Raw genomic sequence first — 25,009 nt, forward strand, 5'->3', positions numbered from 1 at the left:
GCGCTCTAACTAAAGTCATCACCGATCATAAAGAGAGATAAAACCCTCCAATCCCTCTCAATAAAGAGAAGAATTAAACCTCTTTACTAGCTCTGTTTTACGCATGCTACTCGCAACCATTACACCTAAAATGGCGCCGATTGTACTTGATGTTAAAAAGGCTGGTAGGAAGAAGAATGCTGCTACAGATGTTCCCATGAATAATTTTGCGTAAGGGACGGCAATAAGTGAAGCCAGAATGCCAGTTCCGATAACTTCTCCGATACCAGCTAACCACATCTTATTGCTATATTTATAGGCAAGGGCAGCACAGAACGCACCGATGATACTACCAGGGATAGCTAGTAGAGAGCCTGTTCCAGTAAAAATACGAATGATGGCAGTGACAAAGGCAACTATAACTGTTGGTACGGGTCCAAGTATAATCGCTCCTATCACATTAATAGCATGCTGAACGGGGTAAGCACGTGCGATTCCTGTTGGGATGGATACGAAAGTAGAGCCTGCAACAGCAACGGCTACTAATAAAGCCATGACTGTTAATTTACGAATTGACATAAAGTTCACTCCTTTTGGTAAAGTTGGTGAGGAAAAATAAAAAGGCCACCCCCTTTAAACAATAGGAAGCGGCCTTGCATGTATATAGTGACAACAGCAAGTAGCGCCACTTCCCTCCGCTAGTGTGAACTAGATCAGGTTCAAAGGGTCCGTATATTACCATATACGTCTCAGCCTTTTAAAGACTCCCCTAGTGGTTAAGATTATTCAATTTAGTGAATCAACAATAATGTAACATACTGTTAAAAATAGTCAATGATTTTTCAGACTATTTTGGATCGGGATGCATTAAATGAGGTGCTTTTTTCACTGTCCAGATGAGCGCAAGGAAGAAACAAGCTAATAATATGATAGAACCAAAAATATAGGGGCTATTCATATTCCAATCAAATAATAAACCTGCCAAAGCAGGTCCAATCATATTCCCAAGGCTCATATAGGCATTATTCAAGCCCGCAGCAAATCCCTGCTCTTTTTCTGCAAGTTTTGAGATGAGTGTATTAACAGCTGGGCGAATTAATGTCGTTGCTGTAGAGAAAATTGTTGCTACAACTAATATAAGGGCAAAGCCAGAAACAAATAATATTAAGAAAATAGCAACGGATGCAATAAACAAATTAACTAGTACTACTTTCATTTCACCATAACGATTGAACAGTGGTGTAATAATAAACATTTGTACTACTACTCCAAAAGCACCACCAACAACTAATATAATCGCTATATCTACAGGTGTGTAATTAAACTTTTCTGTCACAAATAATGACAATGTCGTTTGGAAATTTGCAATTCCAAACGAGAACACCAGCATAATTATGAGCATAACAAAATAAGGCATATGTATGGAACGAGCCATTTGCTTCGCCAGATTGTCTTGCTTTTGTTTCTGTTGCGCAGTGTTTGGTTTGGTAGAAGGTAATAAAAAGTAAGATAAAATAGATGCTACAATGGCTGCAGCTCCAGCTGTGAAAAATGGGAAATGTAAGCTTACCTTTGCTAAAAAGCCTCCAATACCAGGTCCAATCATAAAGCCAAGAGACATGGCGGCACCCAACATCCCCATACCTTTCCCGCGTTCTTCATAGGTTGTGACGTCAGCGACAAAAGCCATAATAGGAGGTGCAACAAATGCGGAACCTAGACCACCTAAAAATCTTGCTAAAAAGAGCATCCATACATCTGTAGCAAGGCCAAATCCGATTTGAGCAAGACCCGTTACGATAAGACCGAAAATAATTAAATTTTTTCGACCGTACTGATCTGAAAGATTCCCAGCAATAGGAGAAAATACGAATTGAGCTAAGGCGAACGTTGCGATTAGCATACCTAGAACTTGTCCTGCTGCACCAAATATTTTTAAATACTCTGGCATGACAGGAATAATAATGCCAATACTCCCCATTGCGATAAACATATTAAACATTAAAATATACAAAGCCGCCTTATTGGACTTCTGCTGGGTCATCGAATGAACCCCCTTTTTGTAATCAAATATAGTACAGTCTATCATAAAGAATTATTGCTTGGCTAATAGTTAAGATTATCGTACTGGTTCTATATTTAGAATGGTTTTCCACAAAAGTTTTCATCTGCGTACCTAAGGATGATGAAATAATACATGTTAGTCATAAAAATTGAGGGAGAAGAACTATAGAATCGAGCAACAACAATCGATGGATTTCTCTTATAAAAGGAGAATTAAAAAATTTGTGAGTCTGTCTGTAATGGTCTATAAATTGTAGCGACTGTTATAGTAGTGGCATCAAAATTATTATGGCTTATTTATTGTTAATACAATGGATAAAGAAAATATAAATTTATGCAGGTTCGATGAAAAAATCTATAGGTAAAGCTTTTCCATAACAGATGATGTGAGCATCTATTAAAATTTAGATAAAATATTTTCTAAATATAATAATACAAATAGTCGATTGAAAATGTTCTTATTTAATAGAAAATTAGATAGGCAGAGAAAAAACTAGCGAATTGGTGTGAAAACCATTTCGCTAGTTTAATTACCGGATACTCATTTTAAATTCTAAAAATAATTCGTTGTATTTCCCTAAATAATCAGGTCCCAAATTTTTGTAGACCTCTAATGTATCGCGTTGTTCTTCAGAAGGATAGTAGCGTTCGTCAGAAACAACTTCTGCGTCCATCAAGTCCATGGCTGCAATATTAGGAGTAGAGTAGCCTACAAAATCGGCATTTTGAGCACCTGATTCAGCACTTAGCATGAAGTTAATAAAGGCGTGGGCACCATCAATATTTTTCGATGTTTTTGGGATGACCATATTATCAAACCATAAGTTTGAGCCTTCCTCAGGTACAGCAAAGTCTAACTCTTCATTTTCATACATCATGTCAGCTGCTTGGCCAGACCATGTAAGGGCAACAGTTGCTTCATTATTGATCATTAACGGTGTAATTTCATCTCCAATGATCGCTTTTACATTTGGTGCGAGTGTGATTAATTTATCAGTAGCTTCACGAAGTTCCTGATCATCTAGTGAATTCAGAGAATAGCCAAGACTGTTTAAGCCCATGCCAATGACTTCACGCGCACCATCTACTAAAAAGACTTTTCGCTTTAAAGAAGGGTCCCATAAATCGTCCCAAGAGGAGAAGTCTAAGTCTCCAACAAGGCTTGGATTGTAGACAATACCTACTGTTCCCCAAAAATAAGGGACAGAATATTTATTGTTATCATCGAATGGTAAATCTAAAAAGTAAGGATCAATATTTTTTAAATTAGGGATTTTCTTCTTATCTAAAGGAATCAATAATTTTTCTTCCTTCATCTTCTCAATCATATATTCAGAAGGGACAGCAATATCGTAAGCTGTTCCGCCTTGTTGAATCTTTGTCATCATAGCTTCATTGGAATCGAATGTTTCATAGATAACATGAATGCCTGTTTCTTTTTCAAATTCTTTTAACAAATCAGGATCAATATATTCTCCCCAGTTAAAGATGGTTAACGTGTCTTTTCCACTTTTACCGCCACCAGCACTTAAGGCATCAGCCGCGTAGAATAAAAGGGCTGAAACGACAAGGATGGCGATGGTAGCTTGAATTAGTGACTTCATCGTTGCCCCTCCATTCTTTTACTCGTACGACTAGTAATGAAATAATAAACAACAACAACTAAAACAGTAATAAAGAATACTAAACCAGAAATTGCATTCACCGTTAGAGAAATTCCTGCGCGGGCCATTGAATAAATTTCGACGGATAAAGTACTAAAGCCATTACCTGTTACAAAGAATGTCACGGCAAAATCATCTAATGAATACGTAAGGGCAAGGAAGAAGCCTGCAAAAATACCTGGCTGAATATAAGGAAGAATGACACGCATCATAACGTCCTTTTTCGTTGCTCCTAAATCTAATGCTGCATCGATTAATGAGTTATTCATTTCTAGTAGCTTTGGTAAAACCATTAATACAACAATCGGTACACTAAATGCGACATGCGCTAATAAAACAGATGCAAAGCCCAGTTTAATTCCTACCATTGTAAATAAAATTAAGAAACTAGCCCCGATAATAACGTCTGGGCTGACGATTAAGACATTGTTTAAGGATAATAAAGTATTACGCATTTTAGAATCCTTTACCGTCACAATTCCAATTGCTCCTAGCGTACCAATAATAGTAGAAATGAGAGCAGAAAGTAATGCCACGATGACCGTATTTATTAATATAACAAGAAGACGCGAATCTTCAAAAACAGCTTGATAATGCTCCAAAGTAAAGGATTCAAAATTATTCATGGAGCCGCCACTATTAAACGAGTAAAAGATTAAATAGAAAATTGGAGCATAGAGAACGATAAAAACAATTGTTAAATAGACTTTGGCTGAAGCAGATAGTTTGTTCATCGTACGCGACCTCCTTTATCCTTTTGTCCCGTAATTAGCATGATAATCACCATGAATAAAATTAAGAATACAGCAATAGTGGAACCCATACCCCAATTTTGTGTCACAAGGAATTGCTGTTCAATCGCTGTGCCTAGAGTAATGACACGGTTCCCTGCAATTAAGCGAGTAATCATGAACAGGGATAGGGCAGGGATAAAGACGACTTGAATACCAGATTTAACGCCATCCATTGTCAATGGTAAAACAACACGACGGAAGGTTGTAAAAGCCGAAGCACCTAAATCACGTGCTGCATAAATGAGTGTTGGGTTTAAACGATCTAAAGAATTGAAGATCGGTAAAATCATAAATGGAATAAAGATATAGACAGACACAAAGACAAAGCTAATATCGGTAAAGAGCATTTGCTTTGGATCAAAGCCAAATACTTCGATAAATGCATTAATAGGCCCGTATAACCCAAAGATGCCGATAAAGGCATATGTTTTTAACAAAAGATTAATCCATGAAGGAATAATAATAAGTAGAAGCCAAAGTTGTTTATGCTTTGTCTTCGTTAAAAAATAGGCAGTTGGGTATGAAATTAATAGTGTAAAGAATGTAATTAAAAATGCATACCAAAACGAGCTCAAAGTCATCTTTAAGTAAACCGAAGAAAAGAACGCTTTGTAGTTATCGAGCGTAAAGTTGCCATGTAAATCAAGCAGGGAATAATAAACAACGAGTGCAATTGGCGCGATAACGAAAAAGGCAATCCATAACACATATGGAAATAACGCTGGTTTCGATGTTTTAGTTTGCATCTTCATCGTCTCCATACGATTCTAATCGTTTATCAAACTCTTCCTCTGTTTCGTTTAAGCGCATTACGTGAATCGCCTCAGGATCAAAGTCTAAGCCAATCTCAGTCCCTACTTCTGCTTTCTTCAATGAATGGACTAGCCACTCATTACCATCTTTATCATATGTGGATAATTCATAATGTACCCCTCGGAATAATTGTGTATCCACTTTTACCACAAGTTTGCCTTTATCAATTGTTGTCATTTCTAAATCTTCTGGTCGAATGACAATATCTATTTTTTCATTTGGCTTCATCCCTTGGTCAACACATTCAAAAACATTGCCAGCAAATTCAACCTTGAAATCCTCAATCATCACGCCAGGTACAATATTGGATTCACCAATAAAATCAGCAACAAAGCGGTTAATCGGTTCATCATAAATATCCACTGGTGTACCTGATTGCTGAATTTGGCCTTCACTTAAGACAAAAATTTCATCACTCATGGCAAGTGCTTCTTCTTGATCATGTGTAACAAAGACAAATGTTTTGCCAAGACGTTGTTGTAATTCACGTAGCTCATATTGCATTTCTGTACGTAGCTTTAAGTCTAAAGCTGAAAGTGGTTCATCCAGTAAAATTACTTCAGGGTCATTGACAATGGCACGTGCAATCGCGACACGTTGTCGTTGTCCACCAGACATTTCAGATATTTCGCGGTTACCATACCCTGCCAAATTGACAAACTTTAAGGCTTCAGCTACACGCTCTTTTATGTCCTTTTCAGGAAGCTTTTTAATACGTAGGCCAAATGCGACATTTTCAAACACATTTAAATGAGGGAACAGCGCATAATCCTGAAAAACAGTATTAACTTGACGTTCATTGGCAGGAACTGCATTAATCTTTTTATCATGGAAAAATACATTTCCTGTTGTAGGTTCCGTAAATCCTGCAATAATTCGTAAAATGGTTGTTTTACCACAACCTGATGGACCAAGGAGTGTATAAAATTTCCCTTTTTCAAGCTCCAAATTGATATTTTTTAAAACGACGGTGCCGTCGCTATATGACTTTGAAACATTTTCAAAGCGGATAATTGAATTGGTTGTCATGGATGCGCCTCCTTAAGCTATAAATAAGAATCTGTTGCGACAAGTAAAATTTTTGTTTCATCATCATGTGCATTAAAAATCTGATGATGGTCTGTCGCGTCATAATAAAGTGCGTTACCTTCACTTGCGATATACTGTTCATTCCCTAAAACGAGACGAATACGCCCTTTAACCACATAAATAAATGTTTCAGAAAGCGAAGGCTCAAACTGTTTGAACTCGCCATCTGCCGCAAAGGTTAAGAAAATGGGTTCCATCTCTTTTTCATTCGAAGTAGGAATCAGCCATTGAATTTCATATTTTTTTTCTTCATCTGTATAGGTAGATTGATCTTCCTCTGTATAAACAACCTTCTGTTCAGGTGATTCATCATCAAAAAAGTCTTTGGGTCTTGACCCTAATACTTCTAATATTGAAAATAATGTTTCAATTGAAGGTGAGTTTAGATCCCGTTCTAATTGGGAAATATAACCTTTGCTTAAATCTGTACGTTCTCCAAGTTCCTCTTGGGTAAGACCCTTTTTTAAACGAAGCGCTTTAATTTTTGCTCCTATTTGCATCTTTTCCCTCCTAAGAGAAGTTTAGCAATGATAAACTTTTGAAATATGAAGTTTACTTTAACGAAACTTTTAGTTTACTAAAACCATTACAATTATACATAATAATAAAAAATTTGCAATCGTTTTTCGTGAAAAAAATAGCTATAAAAAGTTAAAAAATGGGGTATAAATGAAAGTGAGAAAAATTTTGAATAGTGTAGAATATTATTGTCAAAGATAGCTTGTAGATAGACAATAACTATAATTCCAGTTGTGGATTTGACGAATTTTTGTCAATCCATTTCAATCATCCAAACGGGCGGAGTTTACTTGTTTGAAAAACTGCAGTTACTCTGCTATCGTAGAAGACGAGTTCGCTAGTGCGAATGGAATATATAAACTACATATTTATTTGGAGGGATTTATTATGGCAGAACGCATGGTAGGTAAACAAGCACCTGACTTTACAATGGAAGCAGTACTTTCAGACAAATCATTTGGTAAAGTATCATTAGAAGATATTAAAGCACAAGATAAATGGACAGTTCTTTTCTTCTATCCAATGGACTTTACATTTGTATGTCCAACTGAAATCACTGCAATGAGCGATCGTTATGACGAGTTCGAAGACTTAGATGCAGAAGTAATCGGTGTTTCTACTGACACAATCCATACACACTTAGCATGGATTAACACAGACCGTACGCAAAATGGTCTTGGTGAATTAAAATACCCATTAGCTGCTGATACAAACCATCAAGTATCTAAAGAATATGGTGTATTAATTGAAGAAGAAGGTATCGCATTACGTGGTTTATTCATCATCAACCCAGAAGGCGAATTAAAATACCAAACAGTATTTGATAACAACATCGGCCGTGATGTTGATGAAACACTACGTGTACTTCAAGCACTACAAACTGGTGGTCTTTGCCCAGCTAACTGGCGTCCAGGCCAAGCAACTCTATAATCTAAATAGAGTCGATTATGCGAAAAATTAAAAGTCCCCACGACAAGCTTGTGGGGACTTTTAACTGAATTTTTGTTTTGGGAAAGAGTTTTTTTACCCCGTTATCTAAATATTTGAAGACAAACGATCTTTTAGAGGAGGATTTTTATGAAACTTCGTGAACAAATGCCTGAATTAGTCGGCGCAACGACTTGGTTAAATGGTGAAGTAACTAAAGCAGAATTAGTAGGCAAAAAACCAACATTAATCCACTTCTGGTCAGTAAGCTGTCATTTATGTAAAGAAGCAATGCCAGATGTGAACAATTTCCGCGATCAATATAAAGATGAATTAAACGTTGTAGCAGTACATATGCCACGTTCTGAGGCAGATACTGATTTAGATACAATTAAAGCAGTAGCAGCAGAGCATGATATTGTGCAACCAATCTTTGTAGACAGTGAAATGAAGCTAACAGATGCTTTTGAAAACCAATATGTTCCAGCATATTTTGTGTTCGATAAAGATGGACAGCTGCGTCATATGCAAGCTGGTGGTAGTGGTATGAAAATGCTAGAAAAGCGTGTAAACCGCGTTTTAGATGAGATGCGTAACGCTGAATAATAATGATATGGTGAAGACGGGGATTGAGATCCTCGTCTTTTTTGTTGTCCACCATTGACGAATTGGCTCTTGTTTTGACAATACATATCGCAGAGAATAGGCTACAATGGTGGTATAGTAGTTTTCGGAGGGATTTTTATGATGAAAAAAGAGTTTGCAGTCATAGGGCTTGGACGTTTTGGAGGCAGTATTGTTCGTGAATTAATGAGTCAGGGCGCACAGGTAATGGCAATTGATCATTCTTCAGAGCGTGTAGATGAGTTTGCTTCCATTGCTACACAAGCTGTTATTGCAGATTCAACCGATGAATCGGTGTTGAATTCATTAGGCATTCGTAATTTTGAGCACGTGATTGTAGCAATTGGGGAAGATATACAAGCAAGTATATTAACAACGATCATTTTGAAGGAAATTGGTGTTGAGCAAATTACAGTAAAGGCTCAAAACGATTACCATGAAAAGGTTTTACGTAAAATTGGCGCAGATTTTGTCGTCCATCCTGAGCGAGATATGGGTATTCGTATTGCTAATAATATGTTGTCGAATACTGTTCTAGATTATTTAGAGCTATCAGATGAACACTCCATTATGGAATTAAAGGCTAATGATGCGATTGCTGGCTATTCCATTATGGATTTAGATATTCGCGCTAAATATGGCATCAACATTGTAGGAATAAAGCGTGGGGCTGATATTATCGTATCTCCACAGGCCAGTGACAAGATTTTATTAGGAGATATTATGCTTGTTATAGGTGCTGATGTTGATATAAATCGCTTTGTTAAAAAGGCCTTGAACGGGTAAGAGCAAATGACGAAACGCAGATGGAGACTTGTTATATTCGCTGGTATTTTATTAGTTGGTGCTTTTATTATGCAAAACAGAGAAAAAAGTGAAGATGAAGCAATTTCTCTTGTTCTAGATCATGCCACAGAAATTGACCACATTGAATTATTCAAAGGAGATCAATCACTATTTCGTGCTACAGGCGAAGAAGCACAAGACTTTATTGAGAAATATCCATTAAGTCATGTAAGGAAGCTTTCCAAAAAGGAAAGAACGATTTTTGAAGAAAAGCCTGTATATCATATCATTTATAAAATGAAGGAGAAGCCTCTTTATGAGGTAGAAATATTAAAAGTGGCTATTAGTTCTGAACTTGATGAAGAGTTGCAGCAAATGGTTTTTCGTATGGGTGATGCACAATATTTGATTTATTGGGCAAAAGAGAAAAAGGTACTCGAACAATCGACCAACACGCAACGATTACTTGAACAATACGACCAATAATGCAGGTAGTGATACAGCAATTCATGCTGGTCACTACTTTTTTATTCTATTTTTAAGAAAAATTGGAAAAATATTTGATTTCATTGAGAGAGTTAGATTAAACTTTGACATAAAGAAGGGGGCTAGATGTAATGAAAATCATGTCAACTAATTGTATAATCGAACAATTACAACCAGAGCATTTTACAGATATACAAAAACTCTACTCTAATAAACAAGTTCGAACTTATCTCGGGGGTGTTCCATCAAACAGCTATATAGAAGCATCTTTTAAAGGCATGCTAGAAGCGCCATTTCCTAATACATATTTATATATTACTTTAAAGGAGACAGGTGAATTTATAGGTCTTGTCTCGATCGATGAATACCATGATAAGGAGTTGTATGAGCTTTCCTATCAATTTTTACCTCAGTTTTGGGGGAGGGGGTTAGCTTTTGAAGTGCTAACGCAGGTAATTCAGGATGGTTTGAATTATCTGAATATAGAATCTATTGTGGCAGAAACACAAACAGCTAACAAGGCATCATGTCGCTTGCTTGAAAAATTAGGAATGAAGAATGTACAGATGTTAGAAAGATTTGGGCAGGAACAAGCTGTCTATGAATTAAGTAAAAATAACGAACCGATAAGACAAATCATTGCCCTATCAGGCGGTGGGTTTTCTCAGCAGACCCCTTCATTTATCGATGAGTACATTTTACGACAAACTCAGAAAAATGAACGAGTTAAAATTTGTTTTATTCCCACAGCAAGTAATGATGCACAAGGGTATATCGAGAAGTTTTATGCAGCATTCCATCATTGTGAAGCAACCCATATTTTGCAAAAAGATATGCGTGATAGAAGCATTCGAGAAAAATTATTAGCGCAGCATATTATCTATGTGGGTGGTGGGAATACAGGTTATCTTCTTGAAAAGTGGCGAGAATATGGTTTTGATGAATTGTTAAAGGAAGCTTATCAAAAAGGGATTATATTAGTTGGCATCAGTGCTGGGGCAATGTGCTGGTTTGAAAAATGCTTTAGTGAAAATACTTATGATGATTTCGAGGAATGGAATGGCTTAGGGCTATTATCAGGTATCTATTGTCCTCATTATAATGATCAGGAGAGAAGGTATGCATTTGATCGCTGGATAGAAAATCATCCCACATTACAAGAATACACACTCATAGATACTGAGACACTTCATTTTAGGAATGAAAGGTTAGTAGCTAAAATTCAAAGCTATTAGAAGGGATGAAGAAAGTATGAGAATTCCAGCAAAACTAACACTGGGTGATGAGATTCGTGTTATTGCTCCAAGTAGAAGTGCCCAAGTTTTAAAAGTAGAGATGGTTGAACAAACGAAGATCATATTGGAAAGATTAGGGTTTCACGTATCATTTGGTGCCCACATTTTTGAATGTGATTTGCAGCACTCTTCCTCCATCATGCACCGTGTTGCGGATATACATGAAGCTTTTCGGGATCCACAAGTGAAGGCGATACTAACGGTGATTGGTGGATACAACTGTAATGAAGTTTTACCTTATTTAGATTATCAAATGATTGCTGAAAATCCGAAGATACTTTGTGGGTTTAGTGATATCACGGCCCTAGCTACAGCTATTACTACAAAATGCGATTTTATCACTTATTCAGGGCCACATTTTTCTAGCTTTCGTATGGTGCAAGCACAAAAATATCAGCTTTCCTATTTTCAAAAATGTTTAATGGAGAAGAATCCATTTTCTCTAGTTGCGTCTAGTATTTGGAGTGATGATGCATGGTATATTGATCAGGAAAATCGTCATTTTGAGGCAGCCAGCTGGAAGGTCTATTCGGAAGGCGCAGTGAGTGGGCAGCTTTATGGTGGTAATTTATGTACGTTAAATTTATTGCAAGGAACAGCTTACATGCCTGATTTATCGAATTGTATTTTATTTTTAGAGGATGATGAGCTTGTGAATCCTGCCATTTTTGCACGTGATCTCACGTCATTATTGCAAGCAACGACTACAATTAAAGGATTGGCAATAGGTCGATTTCAACGAGCTTCTGCGATGACAGAAGAACAATTACATTTTATTTTAGACAAGCATCCACTATTAAAAGCTATCCCTGTATTATATGATGTGGATTTTGGTCATACACAGCCGATTTTTACATTCCCTATCGGTGGCAATGTCCATATAAATACAAAAGAATTGAGGATTCAGGTGACTATATTTTAGAAGGAGAGCGTGTTCAACATGATCATACGAGAAGCAACCCGACATGACAGTGAACGAATTATAGCTGTTATGACAAATGCAGAGGCATCAAATTTTATGTTATTTGGACCAGGTGAGCGCAATTTAGCACCTAAGCCATTTGGGGAGTATATAGACAAGCTATATCATAGTCACCACTCAGCTTTGTTCGTAGCTGAAATGGATGAGCAGGTTGTGGCGTACTTAATTGTACAAGGCAATGAGCCGAAAAGAATTGCTCACCGTGCTTATCTTGTCATAGGCATACATAGTGACTATAGAGGAAGAAAAATTGGAACGGCTTTATTTCAACACGTAGAAAATTGGGCAATGGAGAATGGTGTACATCGTCTAGAATTAACCGTCATGGAAAATAATGAGGCTGGTGTTGCTTTGTATAAGAAAATGGGCTTTGATATTGAGGGAACGAAGCGGGCTTCGCTGTATGTAGATGGACAATATATTAATGAATACTATATGTCAAAACTATTGATTGGGAAAGGAACTAACGTATGACTACAAAAGTAAACATCGGCATTTATTCACCGTCCTCCCCAGCAACGGTGACGGCTTTGGAACGATATGAACGTGCTAAAGCATTTCTCGAGAATAAAAATTTTCGAATCGTGACAGGTTCTCTAACTGGTAAATCCGATTATTATCGTTCAGGTTCGCCAAAAGAAAGAGCAGAAGAATTGAATGAGTTATTACGCAATCCAAATGTGGATATGATTATGTCTACAATAGGAGGCACCAATGCCAATAGCATGCTACCTTATATTGATTATGAGGCTTTTCGTCAACATCCCAAAATGGTCGTAGGTTATTCGGATGCAACGGCCGTTCTACTGGCACTTTATGCAAAGACGAGTATTTCAACTTTTTATGGTCCAGCCCTCGTACCTTCCTTTGGTGAGTTTGAACCATTAGTAAATGATACCTTCAAATTTTTTGAGCATTATTTCTTTAAACCCCAAGCATTACCTTACGAAATCCCAATGCCTTCTTATTGGTCGGATGAACCTGTTAATTGGCTTGAGAAGACAGTGGATAAAAAACTCAAAAAGAATGAATGGTTAGCGATTCAGGGTGGGGTTGCTGAAGGAAGGTTAATTGGTGGGAATGCCAATGCCATGTATGGATTTATTGGTACGCCGTATTTCCCTAAAATTGTGGAAGGTGATATTTTATTAGTGGAGGACTGCTTAAAAAATGCTGCTGTTGTTGAAAAGAATTTTGCAATGCTAAAATTGCATGGTGTCTTTGACAAAGTTAGTGGGATTATTTTGGGGAAACATGAATGCTACGATGATTTAGGAACGGGTCGACAGCCATATGATATTCTACTTGAACAATTGGATGGAATAAAGATTCCTATATTAGCAGAGGTGGATATTTGTCATACACATCCTATGCATCCAATTGCGATAGGCAAACGAGTAAGGATAGATGCCACAGCTAAAAAGATATACTGTTTGGAAAGATGGTTGTAATGATAAAGCCTTGCAAATCGTAGCAAGGCTTTATTTTCTAGAGGTTCCTATAATCATCATCAGTGATAGCGTACATTTTTACATTTTGGTATTGTCCCTTAACAAGCATACTTTTCCGTAATAGCCCTTCAAACTGCATACCTGACTTCTCCATAACCTTTTGGGACCCAATATTTTCTTCAAAGCATCGTGCTTGGATACGTACTAAATCTAATTCATTAAAACCGAAGTCAATGAGCTTTTTAGTTGCTTCTGTTGTGAACCCCTTATTCCAAAAATCCTCAGAAAGAACATAGCCAATTTCCGCGTATTTATGGGTATCATTAATCGTCACAAAATCAATCGTTCCAATAATTGTGCCTGCATATTCAATACCCCATAACATCAGATTGCCTTGCTGATAACCATCAAATATTAATGCCATAAAAGCCTTTGTGTTCTCTAAGCTAGTGTGTGCTTGCCATGTCACATAACGCGCCACATTTTCACGGGAAGAGTAGTGAAACATTGCTTCTAAATCCTTATGTGTAATAGGTCTTAATAGTAACCTCTCCGTTTTCATAATTGGTATGTTACTCATGATTTACCTCCTTTAACAAATAGTATATAAAAAATCGACCCATAATAATGAATTAGGTCGACTTTTTTATTTATTCATTTGTGTAGCACTATTATTAAAAATTTCACCTTCACATTATGGATAGCGCTTATCTGTTGCTGAGGAATCCTTAGTTTTGGTTTTATGTTTTTCATCTTTTACTTTTTCATTCAATTCTTCGACAGGTATTGGATCTACTGTTTTCATGTCCTCGTGTTTATCAAAAATGCTTTCTTTATCTGTATCCAATACATCAGGGTTATTCGTATTACGTGTTTTTGCCTGTTTTTTATCATTCATTCACTATCACCTCTTACTATTAACTTTCACTTTTTTACTAGAGTGTAAACATTTTATTTTGAGTGATAGTGTAAGCTAATTGTTTGTTGTCAGCGCCAAACCATAAGTACATAGCTTTTACTTGAATGATAAAGAGTGTAGTGAAACAGAGATGGCTATCATTCCTACCATTTTTCTTAGGAAGAAATAGTGGTCTTTCCCTGAAGTGCACGTTCTTCCATAGCTATATCAAACTCTTTTTCAGATTTTGACACGACAACACAAGCTACACCATTACCAATTAAATTAGTTACAGCACGAGCCTCAGACATAAAGCGATCTACACCGATTAACAGCGCTATTCCTTCCACTGGTATCATTGGGAAGGCAGCCAAAGTTGCTGCTAATGTAATAAAACCTGAGCCTGTTACACCTGCTGCACCTTTAGAAGTAATCATTAAAATTCCGAGCAGTGTAATGATTTGAATCCAAGTTAGCTCCATTCCATATGCTTGTGCGATAAACAATGCAGCCATGGACAGGTAGATGGAAGTCCCATCTAGATTGAAGGAGTACCCAGTAGGAATGACTAAACCTACAACCTGCTTCGAGCAACCATAGTTCTCAAGCTTTCGCATCATAGATGGCAGAGCTGATTCAGAAGAGGAAGTCCCAATTACTAAGAAAATCTCATCTTTGATATAAGCGATAAATTTAAAGATGTTGAATCCAAAGAACTTTGCAATGGCACCTAAAATAAAGACAACAAATAAAAACATTGTTATATATACAGCAGCCATTAATAAACCTAGATTACCTAAAGATTTTAAACCAAAATTCCCAATTGTATAGGCCATTGCACCAAAAGCTCCGATTGGTGATATTTTCATAACCATACTTACAATCTTGAAGAATATCTCTGCTACTTGCTCAAAGAATGTGATGACTGGTTTTGCGGGTGCGCCTATTGAGGCAGCTGCTAGGCCAAATAAAACAGCAGAGAATAGGACTGGTAATAATTGACCTGTTGCCAATGCACCAACTACATTTTCTGGAATAATACTAGAAATGAAGGCACCCAAGCCCTGCTCAGATTCAGCTGCAGCAGTTGTATATTTTGAAATATCAGCATCAGATGCACCTGATGTATCCAAGCCTGTACCAGGACTTACGATTAAAGCAACAGCAATTCCGATTGCTAATGCAATTGTGGAAACTATTTCGAAGTAAAGCAATGCCTTTCCTCCGATTTTCCCGACCTTTTTCATATCTCCCATACTGCCGATTCCAATAACGACTGTTAGGAAAATTATAGGGGCAATTAACATTTTAATTAATTTGATGAATAGGTCTGCTAAGATTTTCAAGCTGGCACCGAACTCGGGAAAAATGGCTCCAACAATAATCCCAAGAATGATAGCCACTATAACCTGAACAGTCAAATTTTTCAGTAACTTCATTTTTTGCTACCTCTTTTCTAAATTTTCTCTTTGATATCGCTTTCACTAAAAGTATCATAGCGAATATTTCTTAAAAAAAGAGATTTAGAAAATAAGAAACATATCGTTCATTAAGTACATTTACTTACAATTACATATAAATATAGTAATATCAATAACTCTCCCTGTTATGGTACGCTATAGTTCATTAATTATTGTTATAATACAAAAACATAGAGTGATAATTAAGTTCTTTTTAAATTATCAATTTATAATATTGTTCATTAAATTCAATATTTTCTGCTACTTATATAGACTAAAGGTGTTGTCAAAAGATTTTTTTGCAGATAATCTTAAAACTAAATATGTGTGCCAGTGATTATGAGAATGCAAATTTGAAAGGACGGAATTTTTTAATGATGAAAATGCCTGTGAACGGCAAAATACTGTTAGTGACATTTTTAATCATTGCACTCTCCTTTTTACTAGGTGGTATTTTTTTACTCGGTAACCTATTATCTGAACAGGAAAGAGATTTTGGACAGCGGGCAATGCTTGTGGCAAGAACTGTATCAAATGTACCAGAGCTTAGTGTGCATTTGAAAAATGACAATATAAAAGAATCTGCAAAAAGTATTAATAAAATTGTAGATGGCATTAGAGTGATTCATAAGGCCGAGTATATTGTTGTAATGAATATGGAACGTATTAAACTATCACACCCAGTAAGTAAGGAAATAGGAAAACGCAGTGAGTCGCAGGATTTAAACGCCGCATTTAGTGAACATTATTATGTATCAAAGGCACGTGGAGAATCGGGTGTTATGATAAGAGCTTTCGTGCCAATTATTAATGATAAAAGAGAACAAGTCGGCATTGTAGTAGTTGGCTATTCATTACCAGATTTTATGGAAATGTTACAAAGTTATGAGCGAGAAATTATGATAACTATTGTTATATCGCTGATTTTCAGTATTTTCGGTGCCTATACACTTGGACGACATATAAAAAAACAAATGTTTGGGCTTGAACCTCATGAAATTGCAAAAATGTATGTGGAAAGAACAGAAACCTTTAATGCTATGCATGAGGGAATAATAGCGGTTGATAAGGAAATGAATATCACCATTTTTAATGAAAAAGCGGCCGATATTTTAGGTGTTACTAGGAAAATAGAGGACTGTATTGGACAAAAGATTTATGACGTTTTGCCTGATACCCGTCTGCCTGAAATTGTTGAAACAGCAACACCTGTTTATGATCAAGAGCTTTACATTAATCATCATAGTATCTTAAGTAATCGTGTACCTATTATTGTGAATGGAGAGCTAGTTGGTGCAGTTGCTATGTTTAAAGATTTAACAGCTGTGAAAAAGCTTGCGGAGGAAGTAACAGGTGTAAAGGCCTTTGTTCAAGCATTACGTGTGCAAACCCATGAGCATAAAAATAAGATTCATACAATTGCAGGACTACTGCAATTAGGACATACAAAGCAGGCACTTGAATATGTTACTGTCACTACTGAAAATGAAGCCTCATTGACGAAGTTTTTAAATGAACGCTTTCATAATGAAAATATTTCAGGTTTGTTATTAAGTAAAGTAAGCTATGGAAAAGAACTGGGCATCGAGGTTGAGATTGATCGGAAAAGTCATTTTAAACGCTTTCCACCTCTATTAGATCATCATGATTTTGTTGTGTTGTTTGGCAATTTAATTGAAAATGCTTTTGAGGCTTTAAATGTCCTTTCGAAGGAAGATAAATATGTAGCCATCTCTGTAGACGAGCATGATGGCGTCTTAGCGATTGCAGTTACCGATAATGGAATTGGCATGACCAAAGAGGTGCAGGATCGTATGTTTGAAAATGGATTTTCGTCCAAGGCTAGTGAAAATCGGGGCATTGGGTTGCATTTAGTCTATGAAATTGTAAGAAAAGGCAATGGAGATATTGAAGTAACAAGTGAATTTATGAAAGGGACAAGTTTCTTAATTTTATTTGAGTTAGGAGAAGTATAGATGGATGTAATAAATGTCTTATTGATTGAAGATGATCCAATGGTACGAGAAGTGAACAGACAATTTATTGAGCAAATCAAAGGTTTTTCATTAGTTGGCTATGCTAGCAATGGAATTGAGGGAATTCAAAAAATTAAACAATTAACCCCAGAGCTTGTCTTTATGGACATTTTTATGCCAGAGCAGGATGGCATTATAACGTTAGGGAAAATCCGAGAAGAGCATCTTCATGTTGATGTTATTGCTGTAACAGCTGCGAATGATATGCCCACTGTGCAGCGAATATTACACTTAGGTGTCTATGATTATATTATGAAGCCCTTTACGTTTGAGCGGATTGAGCAGACTTTAAAAAATTATCAAAGCTATAGAAGGAAAATAAGCGGCATGCAAGATTTAACTCAGCATGATGTCGATCATTTAATGCAACAGCGTCTTCCTGAACAAATTGTAGTAGAAACAACAGGAATGGATGCCATTCTTATAGAAGAACTCCCAAAAGGGTTTAATCGAGCTACCTTAGATAAGGTACTTGCATATATAAAAAAAAGTGGCGAGGCAGTATCAGCTGAGGAGGTATCAGCTTATATAGGTACAGCACGTGTTACAGCTAGACGCTATCTAGACTTTTTAGAAAAGCAGAAACTATTAAAAGTAGATATACAATATGGAAACGTAGGACGTCCTATTCATCGTTATTATATTTAATGATTAGTTACCTAAAATTTTTAGCCGAAATAGTAAAGTTTAGGGGGCGTTCTAAAAGCTTTATTTACGAGAATGCAAGAAGCTCCAAATCCCGATACATAAAAGGCAGTAGGTAAATTTGAATATCATGGAGTAGAGAGGAGCTTCCTTATTGAGGTATGCTTTAAAATGATTATTTTTATTGAATATGGACATTTTTATTTCTCTAATATATAAGGGAAATGAAAATGTCTTTTTGGGGTGATGGGATAGGAATAGGCAGGTGAGGAAAATTGTTCGATTGTTTGTTGATTAGTATGAATAGTAGTACTTTACTTTGACAATACATATAGCAAAGATACATTACAATATGGAAATAGTCAGTTACCTAAAAAATAAATTGATTTAGGTAATAGAAGTATTAAGTTAGCTCATGGGAAGTAGGTTAGGCATATGTTTAACGTCCGAAAAGAGACATTATTGAAATTTTTAAAGATTCTATTTCCAATATTACTTTTGGTGGTAGCTATTTATGAAATCCAACAGTCAGTGAGTGGAATAGATGTTCATTTACTAAAAGAAGAAGTGAACGAGCTTCAGCTATGGGAGCTTTTATTGATTTTCCTAATCACCTTTTTCGCAATTACACCAATGATTTTTTATGATGTTATTTTAGCAAATATATTAGGTATCAACATCAATAAACGTAATTTGCTCAATCATTCATTTATCGTAAATACTTTTTCAAACCTTATTGGCTTTGGAGGGTTAGTTGGTATATTCTTACGTGATTATTTTTATTCCAAATATAAAGACGATAAGGAAGGTATGTTAAGAAATATTGCTTCGGTCACCCTGTTCTATTTAACAGGGATTTCTTTGTTAACGTGGATTATGTATATATTCTTTTGGGATTTCTCGTTGCTAAAAGAAGAACGGTGGTTATCGATTGCAGTTGTTCTTGTCAGCCTATATGTACCAGCTTTTTGGGCGATGTATATGATTCGATATAAAAAGGAAAGCTCTTTAAAACCAAAAATATCACTTCAATTGATGGTTACTTCAATAGCTGAGTGGCTTGCTGTATTTTTCGTAATCTGGGCTTTAACGCTTATTTTAAAGATTCCAATAGAATTATCCACATTAATTCCTATATTTTTAATTGCTTCTAGTGCAGGAATAGTCAGCATGATACCTGGCGGAGTTGGCTCCTTTGATCTCGTTTTTTTGTGGGGAACACAAAGTATAGGAATTGCTGATGAAAAAGTGTTGTTTCTATTAATTCTGTACCGTGTTGGGTATTTTGTTTTACCATTTTTTGTTTCCGCTCTCTTATTTATTAAAGAATATTGGATGCGATGGAATCAATCATGGGATGACTTACCAAATATTATTTTTCAGAAACTAAGCCATATGCTATTAACAATTTTGGTGTTTATTTCTGGCATTATTTTATTACTATCTGCAGCTTTGCCAGGGGTGCTAAGTCGTCTAAAAATTGCTCAGGAATTTTTATCCTCACCCATTATGAATGTATCCCATCAATTGACCGTGGCAGCGGGCTTTATATTGTTAGGATTATGTAGGGGAATCAAATACAAAGTAAAAAGGGCATACCAGCTCGCGATTGTTGTGCTAAGTAGTTCAGCGCTATTTTCAATTTTTAAGGGTTTTGATTATGAGGAAGCCATTTTTTTAGTCATTGTCGCAGTGTTATTAATGGTGTCCAAAAAGCAGTTTTATCGAGAAAGTTATGTTTTGACGTGGGGGATTGTCATAATTGATCTTGCTGTAGTAACAATTATTACAGCTATGTATGTGGTAATTGGCTATGTCAATTTACCCTCTGCTAAAATTCATTTTCCTAGTGCCCTACAAGACTATATGATAACTGATTATCAGGACCTCTTTAATAGTGCGATTATCGGTATTCTGATCGCCATTGTTATTTTTTATATAGGCTATTTTATACGTACACCTAAGAAAATGGTAAAGCTTTTATCTAAAGAGCAGGAGGAAGCTATTAAAGATCATTTGAAGTCCTATGAAGGAACGGAGTATTCCCATTTGATTTTTTTGCATGATAAATTTGTACATTGGAATGAAAAAGGAACTGTTTTATTCTCTTATCAAATTTATGCAGATAAGATTATCGTTCTTGGAGATCCAGTTGGTAATGAATCTGATTTTTTATCTGCTATCCAGGAATTTTTGGAATTGGCTGATCGGCATGGCTACACTCCTGTCTTTTATGAAATTAACAATAAAATTTTCTCTGCATTACACGAGTATGGATATAGTTTCTTTAAGCTTGGCGAGGAAGCCTTTGTAGATTTAGAGAAATTTACATTCACGGGTAAAGAAATGAAGGGCAGTCGATCAATAAAAAATAAGTTTGAAAGAGAAAATTATATTGTGGAAATACTGAGTCCTCCGTATTCTCAGGAAGTCATGAAGGAATTGAAAGAGGTATCAACAAAATGGTTGCAGGGAAGGGCGGAGAAAGGTTTTTCGCTTGGTTTTTTTGATGAACACTATTTAAGCACTTCCAATATTGCTGTTTTACGTGGCACGCAAGGAACGTTCGGCTTTGCTAGTATTATGCCTATGTATGATCAAGGAGAAAGGATTTCAGTAGATCTGATGCGTTTTAAGCCAGGATCACCATCTGGAACAATGGATTTCATTTTCTTATCACTATTTGAATGGGCAAAATCAGAAGGCTATCGTGTCTTTAATATGGGGATGTCGCCTTTATCCAATGTCGGACAGTCTAGATATTCCTTTTTAAGTGAAAAAATAGCTGCACAAATCTTTCTACACGGACAGCATTTTTATCATTTTAAAGGGTTAAAAAACTTCAAGTTAAAATATGCAGATTTTTGGGTACCCAAATATGTAGCCTATCGGAAAAAATCTTCATTACCATTCACGATGGCACAAATCACGTTATTAATCGGGCAAAAGAGGAAAAAGTAAGTCATGTAAACTTTATAATTTTTAGCGCGGTATTGAAGCAAGTAAAGCACAAAAGAATTATTCTCTAGAAATGGATAGAGACGAAAAAGCCCTGCATAAAGCAGGGCTTTTTAGCGTCTAAAATATAAAAGCTAAGTTAAGTTTTAATTATTTTTGATCAACAGCAATCATCTCTTATACGAAGTCTTCACTTTTTTTCTAGCGTTTCAACATCCATAGGCTCAGCAGTAGGTTTACCAGCTTTTAATAAGACTTTACTGCCCAGAAGGAAAAATCCTTGGATGAAGAGTAATAATCCTGTACCGATGAGTAGCCACTCAATAGCAATAATATCAGCTATTGGCCCAAAAATTAGCATTCCTAAAGGCATCATAGAGGTAGATATCATACTAAGAATGCCAAATACTCTTCCCATATAATCACTATCCACTTTTTCTTGTAATAACACCGTTGCGGGTGTGTTAAAGATTGGCATAGCTATTCCAGTAACTGTCATGATCATGAGATACAGCCAAAAAACAGGTATGACTCCTAGAGCCATGGTACAAAGACCAAATAATAAAGCAGATAATGTCATCGTATGCACTTTATTTTTAAAGCCACCCCATGTTGCGATTGCGATACCACCGATTAACATCCCAATGGCAAAGGCCATTTCGATGGCAGTCAAACGCCATACATCATTGCCAAAAGTTCGTGTAACTTGTAAAGGCGTTAAAAAGGCAGCAGGTGCAGCAAGCAGCATGAAAAAGGCAAAGAACAAGAATAATTGTTTCAAGAAAGCATGCTCTTTAATATAGATGAAGCCTTGTTTCATATCACTAAAATAGCCTGTTGTTTGTGGCTGATTAGCTTTTGCATGTGCAGGGATATGCAGAAATAATAAGAAGATAGCGATGGCAATAGCCGCTGTTGTCACATCAATAAAGAAAATGGATTCAATAGAAGCCATCGTTAATAATGCACCACTTGCCATAGGTGCAAGAATCATGATGAAAGCTTGAATACTGCTATTTACACCATTGACCTTCATTAAATGCTCTTCAGGCACAAATTGTGGCAAAATTGCGCCTACTGCTGGTGTTTGAATACCTGCACCAACTGCACGTACGGCTGATATAACAAATAGTAGCCAGAGCTCATCATAGCCGATTAAAAATAAAATAGCTAAAATTAGGGTAGATAAGGCAATCATTCCATCTGCTAAAATAATAAGCCATTTACGGTTATAGCGATCTGCCCACACACCAGCAATAGGTGCTAAAAAGAAGGTTGGTAAAAAGCCGCAAATGATCGCGATGGTCATCATGCTGCCTGATTGTGTTGTAAGTGTGATGTACCATGTAATGGCATATTGCACAAGAGCAGAGCCAAAAAGTGAAATCGTTTGACTACTTAAAAAAAGTATTGTATTACGTTTCCAATGTTCCAATTTCGTCATCCCTTTCTAACAGAAGTGCCTGTGTGGAAAGTAAAAGACAACACAAAAAAAGAGGGGAGTAGAAGTCCCCTCTTTTCCAGTATTCCTAAAACAGACTAGACCTAATTCCATTTCCCTTGCACAGCAGGCAAAGTATATACATATTTAATTAGTAAGGTGAAATCGTAGTCTAATTGAAGCTGTCATTTGGAATACCCTCCGTTCTATATAAGTTGTGTTGATTGTAGCATAAAGTTCATCTATGCGTAAAGAATGAATTAAGCAAAAATTAGGTTGAATTTAAAAATATGGAAATTGTAAAATCAATCTAAAGGAAAAGTACTATTCATCTTATCGCCTTGTCAGTAGTTTTTTAGGGTTAGTATTCATATTTGGAACTAACGGGAACGTTTGTTAGACGTGAAACTTATTATCTATTGCATTGATCGCGATAAAGTTGCTTCAGAGACGTGCATATAGCGAGTACTTGTCATATACTAAAATAGAAAAATAGCAAATGGAGGAAATATGAGAAAGAAAAATAGTAAATGGAAGATCCTAACTTTAGTCGCGATGATTTTTGTGTTATGCCTATCGACCATCCCAACAAAGCCTGCCATGGCAAGCACGACACAGCCAAAAAGGGAGATGAGGGCTGTCTGGATTTCAACCGTTCTTAATCTTGATATGAAAGCAGGTATGACGAAGGAGCAGTACACGGCTTGGACACGCCAAACTTTGGATCAATTAAAAGCCAATAAATTCAATACTGTTATTTATCAAGTAAGACCAACAAATGATGCAATGTATGTCTCTGATCTAGTGCCATGGTCATCTTACATAACAGGCAAAAAGCAAGGCACAAATCCAGGCTACGATCCTCTTGCGATCATGATAGAGGAAAGTCATAAACGGGGTATGGAGCTGCATGCATGGATGAATCCGTATCGTGTAACAATGTCTGGACAAAAAATGACAGACCTTGCTGCTGATAATGTGGCTAGAACACATCCAAACTGGGTTATCAAATACGGTAAGCAATATTATTTAAATCCTGGTTTACCAGAAGTACAAGACTATTTAGTTGAAGTAGTAAGAGAGCTGGTAGCCAATTATGATATTGACGCAGTGCATATGGATGATTATTTTTATCCATATAAAATTGCTAATGAAGTTTTTCCAGATCAAGCAACTTTTAAAAATTATGGTGCTTCCTTTAAAAAGGTGGAGGATTGGCGACGAGATAATGTCAACCGTCTTGTAGAAAATCTTTACATGGCCATTAAAGACACAAAGCCATATGTTCAATTTGGTATTTCACCATTTGGTGTATGGCGCAATAAATCGCTAGATAAAACAGGCAGCGATACAAGGGCTGGTGTTAATAATTACGATGATTTATATGCAGACGTCAGAACATGGATTCAAAATGGCACAATTGATTACATTACACCACAAATTTATTGGTCAAGAACATTAACTGTTGCGAAATATGGAACGCTGCTAGATTGGTGGAGCCATGAAGTGCAAACCTACGCAACAACACACCCTGTGCATCTTTACATTGGGCTTGCTGATTACAAAGTTGGCAATGATAGTGATGCAGCATGGAAAAATAAAATGGAGCTACCAAGTCAAATACTAGCGAATCGTTCGGAAAAGGTAGCGGCTGAGGGGCAAATGCATTTCTCCTTAAGAAGCTTTCAAAACAATAAACTAGGCTATGCAACGATTGTTAGTCAACAATTATATAATTACACAGCACTGACACCAGAAACAACTTGGGATGATGACACAGTGCCGAACGTGCCGACTTTTGTGCAAGTGACAAAGGAAGCGGCAGGTCGCAAGATAGAGATTATAGACGAAAATGAAAGACAACCACGCAAGTATGTCATTTATCGTTTTTCAGGAAACAAAGAAGGCTCTTATGATGACCCTCGAAATATAGTGGATGTTGTTTATAATATGGATGGCCTCACTAAATTTGTGGACAAGTCAGCTCTTGCTAAGCATAGCTATACATATGGCATTAAGGCCGTATCAAATACAGGTGTGGAAAGCAAGGAAGTTTTTGTAGTAATAGAAAATCAATAAAAAGCTTAGAAAACAAAAC

The 25,009-nt window shown here is 36.4% G+C and carries 23 protein-coding genes and 1 riboswitch; of the genes, 12 read left to right on the forward strand and 11 right to left on the reverse strand.

From position 1 onward, the window contains the following. Positions 1–57 precede the first annotated feature (57 nt). The 7 genes from thiW to HCH28_RS02840 form a co-directional block, all read right to left on the reverse strand. Entirely contained in the window at positions 58–558 is a 501-nt protein-coding gene (gene thiW, locus HCH28_RS02810; protein WP_221679606.1) for an energy coupling factor transporter S component ThiW, read from the reverse strand. Between the two features lie 94 nt (positions 559–652). Further along, a riboswitch (TPP riboswitch) is annotated at positions 653–760 on the reverse strand. A 66-nt stretch (positions 761–826) separates the two neighbouring features. Next, positions 827–2,023 (reverse strand): MFS transporter, encoded by a 1,197-nt coding sequence (locus HCH28_RS02815; RefSeq protein ID WP_221679608.1) that lies wholly within the window; start codon positions 2,021–2,023, stop codon positions 827–829. A 550-nt stretch (positions 2,024–2,573) separates the two neighbouring features. Then, positions 2,574–3,647, reverse strand: coding sequence for an ABC transporter substrate-binding protein (locus HCH28_RS02820; RefSeq protein WP_221679615.1), 1,074 nt, complete (start codon positions 3,645–3,647; stop codon positions 2,574–2,576). Beyond that, on the reverse strand, positions 3,644–4,441 hold the full coding sequence (locus HCH28_RS02825) for an ABC transporter permease (RefSeq protein WP_221679616.1): 798 nt from the start codon (positions 4,439–4,441) through the stop codon (positions 3,644–3,646). Before HCH28_RS02825 ends, HCH28_RS02820 begins: the two co-directional genes overlap by 4 nt. Beyond that, positions 4,438–5,247: an ABC transporter permease gene (locus HCH28_RS02830; protein WP_221679618.1), complete on the reverse strand. Its 810-nt coding sequence runs from the start codon at positions 5,245–5,247 to the stop codon at positions 4,438–4,440. Before HCH28_RS02830 ends, HCH28_RS02825 begins: the two co-directional genes overlap by 4 nt. Next, positions 5,237–6,343: an ABC transporter ATP-binding protein gene (locus HCH28_RS02835; protein ID WP_004224673.1), complete on the reverse strand. Its 1,107-nt coding sequence runs from the start codon at positions 6,341–6,343 to the stop codon at positions 5,237–5,239. The genes HCH28_RS02830 and HCH28_RS02835 overlap by 11 nt, the downstream gene beginning before the upstream one ends. A gap of 17 nt (positions 6,344–6,360) precedes the next feature. Further along, positions 6,361–6,903 (reverse strand): helix-turn-helix domain-containing protein, encoded by a 543-nt coding sequence (locus HCH28_RS02840; protein ID WP_004224674.1) that lies wholly within the window; start codon positions 6,901–6,903, stop codon positions 6,361–6,363. 406 nt (positions 6,904–7,309) lie between these two features. Here HCH28_RS02840 and HCH28_RS02845 point away from each other — a divergent pair, with 406 nt between their 5' ends. The 8 genes from HCH28_RS02845 to HCH28_RS02880 all read left to right on the forward strand — a co-directional run bounded on the left by HCH28_RS02845 (position 7,310) and on the right by HCH28_RS02880 (position 13,473). Beyond that, entirely contained in the window at positions 7,310–7,852 is a 543-nt protein-coding gene (locus HCH28_RS02845) for a peroxiredoxin (protein WP_004224676.1), read from the forward strand. A 147-nt stretch (positions 7,853–7,999) separates the two neighbouring features. Further along, on the forward strand, positions 8,000–8,455 hold the full coding sequence (locus HCH28_RS02850) for a TlpA family protein disulfide reductase (RefSeq protein WP_004224678.1): 456 nt from the start codon (positions 8,000–8,002) through the stop codon (positions 8,453–8,455). A gap of 141 nt (positions 8,456–8,596) precedes the next feature. After that, entirely contained in the window at positions 8,597–9,259 is a 663-nt protein-coding gene (locus tag HCH28_RS02855) for a potassium channel family protein (RefSeq protein ID WP_004224679.1), read from the forward strand. Positions 9,260–9,265: 6 nt separating this feature from the next. After that, positions 9,266–9,745: a hypothetical protein gene (locus HCH28_RS02860; RefSeq protein WP_221679620.1), complete on the forward strand. Its 480-nt coding sequence runs from the start codon at positions 9,266–9,268 to the stop codon at positions 9,743–9,745. A gap of 131 nt (positions 9,746–9,876) precedes the next feature. Beyond that, a complete protein-coding gene (locus tag HCH28_RS02865; protein ID WP_221679622.1) occupies positions 9,877–10,980 on the forward strand; it encodes a GNAT family N-acetyltransferase in 1,104 nt (367 codons plus the stop codon). A 16-nt stretch (positions 10,981–10,996) separates the two neighbouring features. Continuing rightward, on the forward strand, positions 10,997–11,962 hold the full coding sequence (locus HCH28_RS02870; RefSeq protein WP_221679625.1) for a S66 family peptidase: 966 nt from the start codon (positions 10,997–10,999) through the stop codon (positions 11,960–11,962). Positions 11,963–11,980: 18 nt separating this feature from the next. Beyond that, a complete protein-coding gene (locus tag HCH28_RS02875) occupies positions 11,981–12,496 on the forward strand; it encodes a GNAT family N-acetyltransferase (protein WP_221679626.1) in 516 nt (171 codons plus the stop codon). Continuing rightward, positions 12,493–13,473 (forward strand): S66 family peptidase, encoded by a 981-nt coding sequence (locus HCH28_RS02880; protein WP_221679627.1) that lies wholly within the window; start codon positions 12,493–12,495, stop codon positions 13,471–13,473. Before HCH28_RS02875 ends, HCH28_RS02880 begins: the two co-directional genes overlap by 4 nt. A gap of 37 nt (positions 13,474–13,510) precedes the next feature. Here the strand turns inward: HCH28_RS02880 and HCH28_RS02885 are convergent, their stop codons facing one another. From HCH28_RS02885 to HCH28_RS02895, 3 genes are all read right to left on the reverse strand, one after another. Further along, entirely contained in the window at positions 13,511–14,053 is a 543-nt protein-coding gene (locus HCH28_RS02885; protein ID WP_221679629.1) for a GNAT family N-acetyltransferase, read from the reverse strand. Between the two features lie 114 nt (positions 14,054–14,167). Further along, positions 14,168–14,371, reverse strand: a complete 204-nt coding sequence (locus HCH28_RS02890; protein ID WP_221679630.1) for a hypothetical protein — start codon at positions 14,369–14,371, stop codon at positions 14,168–14,170. Positions 14,372–14,547: 176 nt separating this feature from the next. Further along, a complete protein-coding gene (locus tag HCH28_RS02895; RefSeq protein ID WP_009371221.1) occupies positions 14,548–15,810 on the reverse strand; it encodes a dicarboxylate/amino acid:cation symporter in 1,263 nt (420 codons plus the stop codon). Positions 15,811–16,205: 395 nt separating this feature from the next. Here HCH28_RS02895 and HCH28_RS02900 point away from each other — a divergent pair, with 395 nt between their 5' ends. The 3 genes from HCH28_RS02900 to mprF all read left to right on the forward strand — a co-directional run bounded on the left by HCH28_RS02900 (position 16,206) and on the right by mprF (position 21,473). Beyond that, the gene (locus HCH28_RS02900) at positions 16,206–17,807 is read left to right on the forward strand and encodes an ATP-binding protein (RefSeq protein ID WP_221679631.1); all 1,602 of its coding nucleotides are present in this window, start codon (positions 16,206–16,208) and stop codon (positions 17,805–17,807) included. Then, a complete protein-coding gene (locus HCH28_RS02905) occupies positions 17,808–18,515 on the forward strand; it encodes a response regulator (RefSeq protein ID WP_048391959.1) in 708 nt (235 codons plus the stop codon). A gap of 432 nt (positions 18,516–18,947) precedes the next feature. Beyond that, positions 18,948–21,473, forward strand: coding sequence for a bifunctional lysylphosphatidylglycerol flippase/synthetase MprF (gene mprF, locus HCH28_RS02910; protein WP_221679632.1), 2,526 nt, complete (start codon positions 18,948–18,950; stop codon positions 21,471–21,473). A 187-nt stretch (positions 21,474–21,660) separates the two neighbouring features. On the opposite strand, the gene HCH28_RS02915 is transcribed toward mprF, so the two are convergent. Beyond that, positions 21,661–22,914 carry an MFS transporter gene (locus HCH28_RS02915; protein ID WP_221679633.1) on the reverse strand — a complete coding sequence of 418 codons (1,254 nt, stop codon included), beginning with the start codon at positions 22,912–22,914 and terminating at the stop codon, positions 21,661–21,663. A gap of 507 nt (positions 22,915–23,421) precedes the next feature. Between HCH28_RS02915 and HCH28_RS02920 the strand changes: the two genes are divergently transcribed. Next, the gene (locus tag HCH28_RS02920) at positions 23,422–24,990 is read left to right on the forward strand and encodes a glycoside hydrolase family 10-like protein (RefSeq protein ID WP_221679634.1); all 1,569 of its coding nucleotides are present in this window, start codon (positions 23,422–23,424) and stop codon (positions 24,988–24,990) included. Positions 24,991–25,009: the final 19 nt, after the last annotated feature.

The sequence above is a fragment of the Lysinibacillus sp. K60 genome (assembly GCF_019731275.1).
GTDB classification, from domain to species: domain Bacteria; phylum Bacillota; class Bacilli; order Bacillales_A; family Planococcaceae; genus Lysinibacillus; species Lysinibacillus capsici.

What these genes read in the sequence shown, in the direction of transcription:
- thiW (WP_221679606.1), bottom strand. Translation starts at nt 558, where the DNA reads ATGTCAATTCGTAAATTAACAGTCATGGCTTTATTAGTAGCCGTTGCT.
- HCH28_RS02815 (WP_221679608.1), bottom strand. Translation starts at nt 2,023, where the DNA reads ATGACCCAGCAGAAGTCCAATAAGGCGGCTTTGTATATTTTAATGTTT.
- HCH28_RS02880 (WP_221679627.1), top strand. Translation starts at nt 12,493, where the DNA reads ATGACTACAAAAGTAAACATCGGCATTTATTCACCGTCCTCCCCAGCA.
- HCH28_RS02845 (WP_004224676.1), top strand. Translation starts at nt 7,310, where the DNA reads ATGGCAGAACGCATGGTAGGTAAACAAGCACCTGACTTTACAATGGAA.
- HCH28_RS02865 (WP_221679622.1), top strand. Translation starts at nt 9,877, where the DNA reads ATGAAAATCATGTCAACTAATTGTATAATCGAACAATTACAACCAGAG.
- HCH28_RS02895 (WP_009371221.1), bottom strand. Translation starts at nt 15,810, where the DNA reads ATGAAGTTACTGAAAAATTTGACTGTTCAGGTTATAGTGGCTATCATT.
- HCH28_RS02850 (WP_004224678.1), top strand. Translation starts at nt 8,000, where the DNA reads ATGAAACTTCGTGAACAAATGCCTGAATTAGTCGGCGCAACGACTTGG.
- HCH28_RS02835 (WP_004224673.1), bottom strand. Translation starts at nt 6,343, where the DNA reads ATGACAACCAATTCAATTATCCGCTTTGAAAATGTTTCAAAGTCATAT.
- HCH28_RS02900 (WP_221679631.1), top strand. Translation starts at nt 16,206, where the DNA reads ATGATGAAAATGCCTGTGAACGGCAAAATACTGTTAGTGACATTTTTA.
- HCH28_RS02855 (WP_004224679.1), top strand. Translation starts at nt 8,597, where the DNA reads ATGAAAAAAGAGTTTGCAGTCATAGGGCTTGGACGTTTTGGAGGCAGT.
- HCH28_RS02885 (WP_221679629.1), bottom strand. Translation starts at nt 14,053, where the DNA reads ATGAGTAACATACCAATTATGAAAACGGAGAGGTTACTATTAAGACCT.
- HCH28_RS02860 (WP_221679620.1), top strand. Translation starts at nt 9,266, where the DNA reads ATGACGAAACGCAGATGGAGACTTGTTATATTCGCTGGTATTTTATTA.
- mprF (WP_221679632.1), top strand. Translation starts at nt 18,948, where the DNA reads ATGTTTAACGTCCGAAAAGAGACATTATTGAAATTTTTAAAGATTCTA.
- HCH28_RS02825 (WP_221679616.1), bottom strand. Translation starts at nt 4,441, where the DNA reads ATGAACAAACTATCTGCTTCAGCCAAAGTCTATTTAACAATTGTTTTT.
- HCH28_RS02840 (WP_004224674.1), bottom strand. Translation starts at nt 6,903, where the DNA reads ATGCAAATAGGAGCAAAAATTAAAGCGCTTCGTTTAAAAAAGGGTCTT.
- HCH28_RS02875 (WP_221679626.1), top strand. Translation starts at nt 11,981, where the DNA reads ATGATCATACGAGAAGCAACCCGACATGACAGTGAACGAATTATAGCT.
- HCH28_RS02905 (WP_048391959.1), top strand. Translation starts at nt 17,808, where the DNA reads ATGGATGTAATAAATGTCTTATTGATTGAAGATGATCCAATGGTACGA.
- HCH28_RS02830 (WP_221679618.1), bottom strand. Translation starts at nt 5,247, where the DNA reads ATGCAAACTAAAACATCGAAACCAGCGTTATTTCCATATGTGTTATGG.
- HCH28_RS02915 (WP_221679633.1), bottom strand. Translation starts at nt 22,914, where the DNA reads ATGACGAAATTGGAACATTGGAAACGTAATACAATACTTTTTTTAAGT.
- HCH28_RS02820 (WP_221679615.1), bottom strand. Translation starts at nt 3,647, where the DNA reads ATGAAGTCACTAATTCAAGCTACCATCGCCATCCTTGTCGTTTCAGCC.
- HCH28_RS02870 (WP_221679625.1), top strand. Translation starts at nt 10,997, where the DNA reads ATGAGAATTCCAGCAAAACTAACACTGGGTGATGAGATTCGTGTTATT.
- HCH28_RS02920 (WP_221679634.1), top strand. Translation starts at nt 23,422, where the DNA reads ATGAGAAAGAAAAATAGTAAATGGAAGATCCTAACTTTAGTCGCGATG.
- HCH28_RS02890 (WP_221679630.1), bottom strand. Translation starts at nt 14,371, where the DNA reads ATGAATGATAAAAAACAGGCAAAAACACGTAATACGAATAACCCTGAT.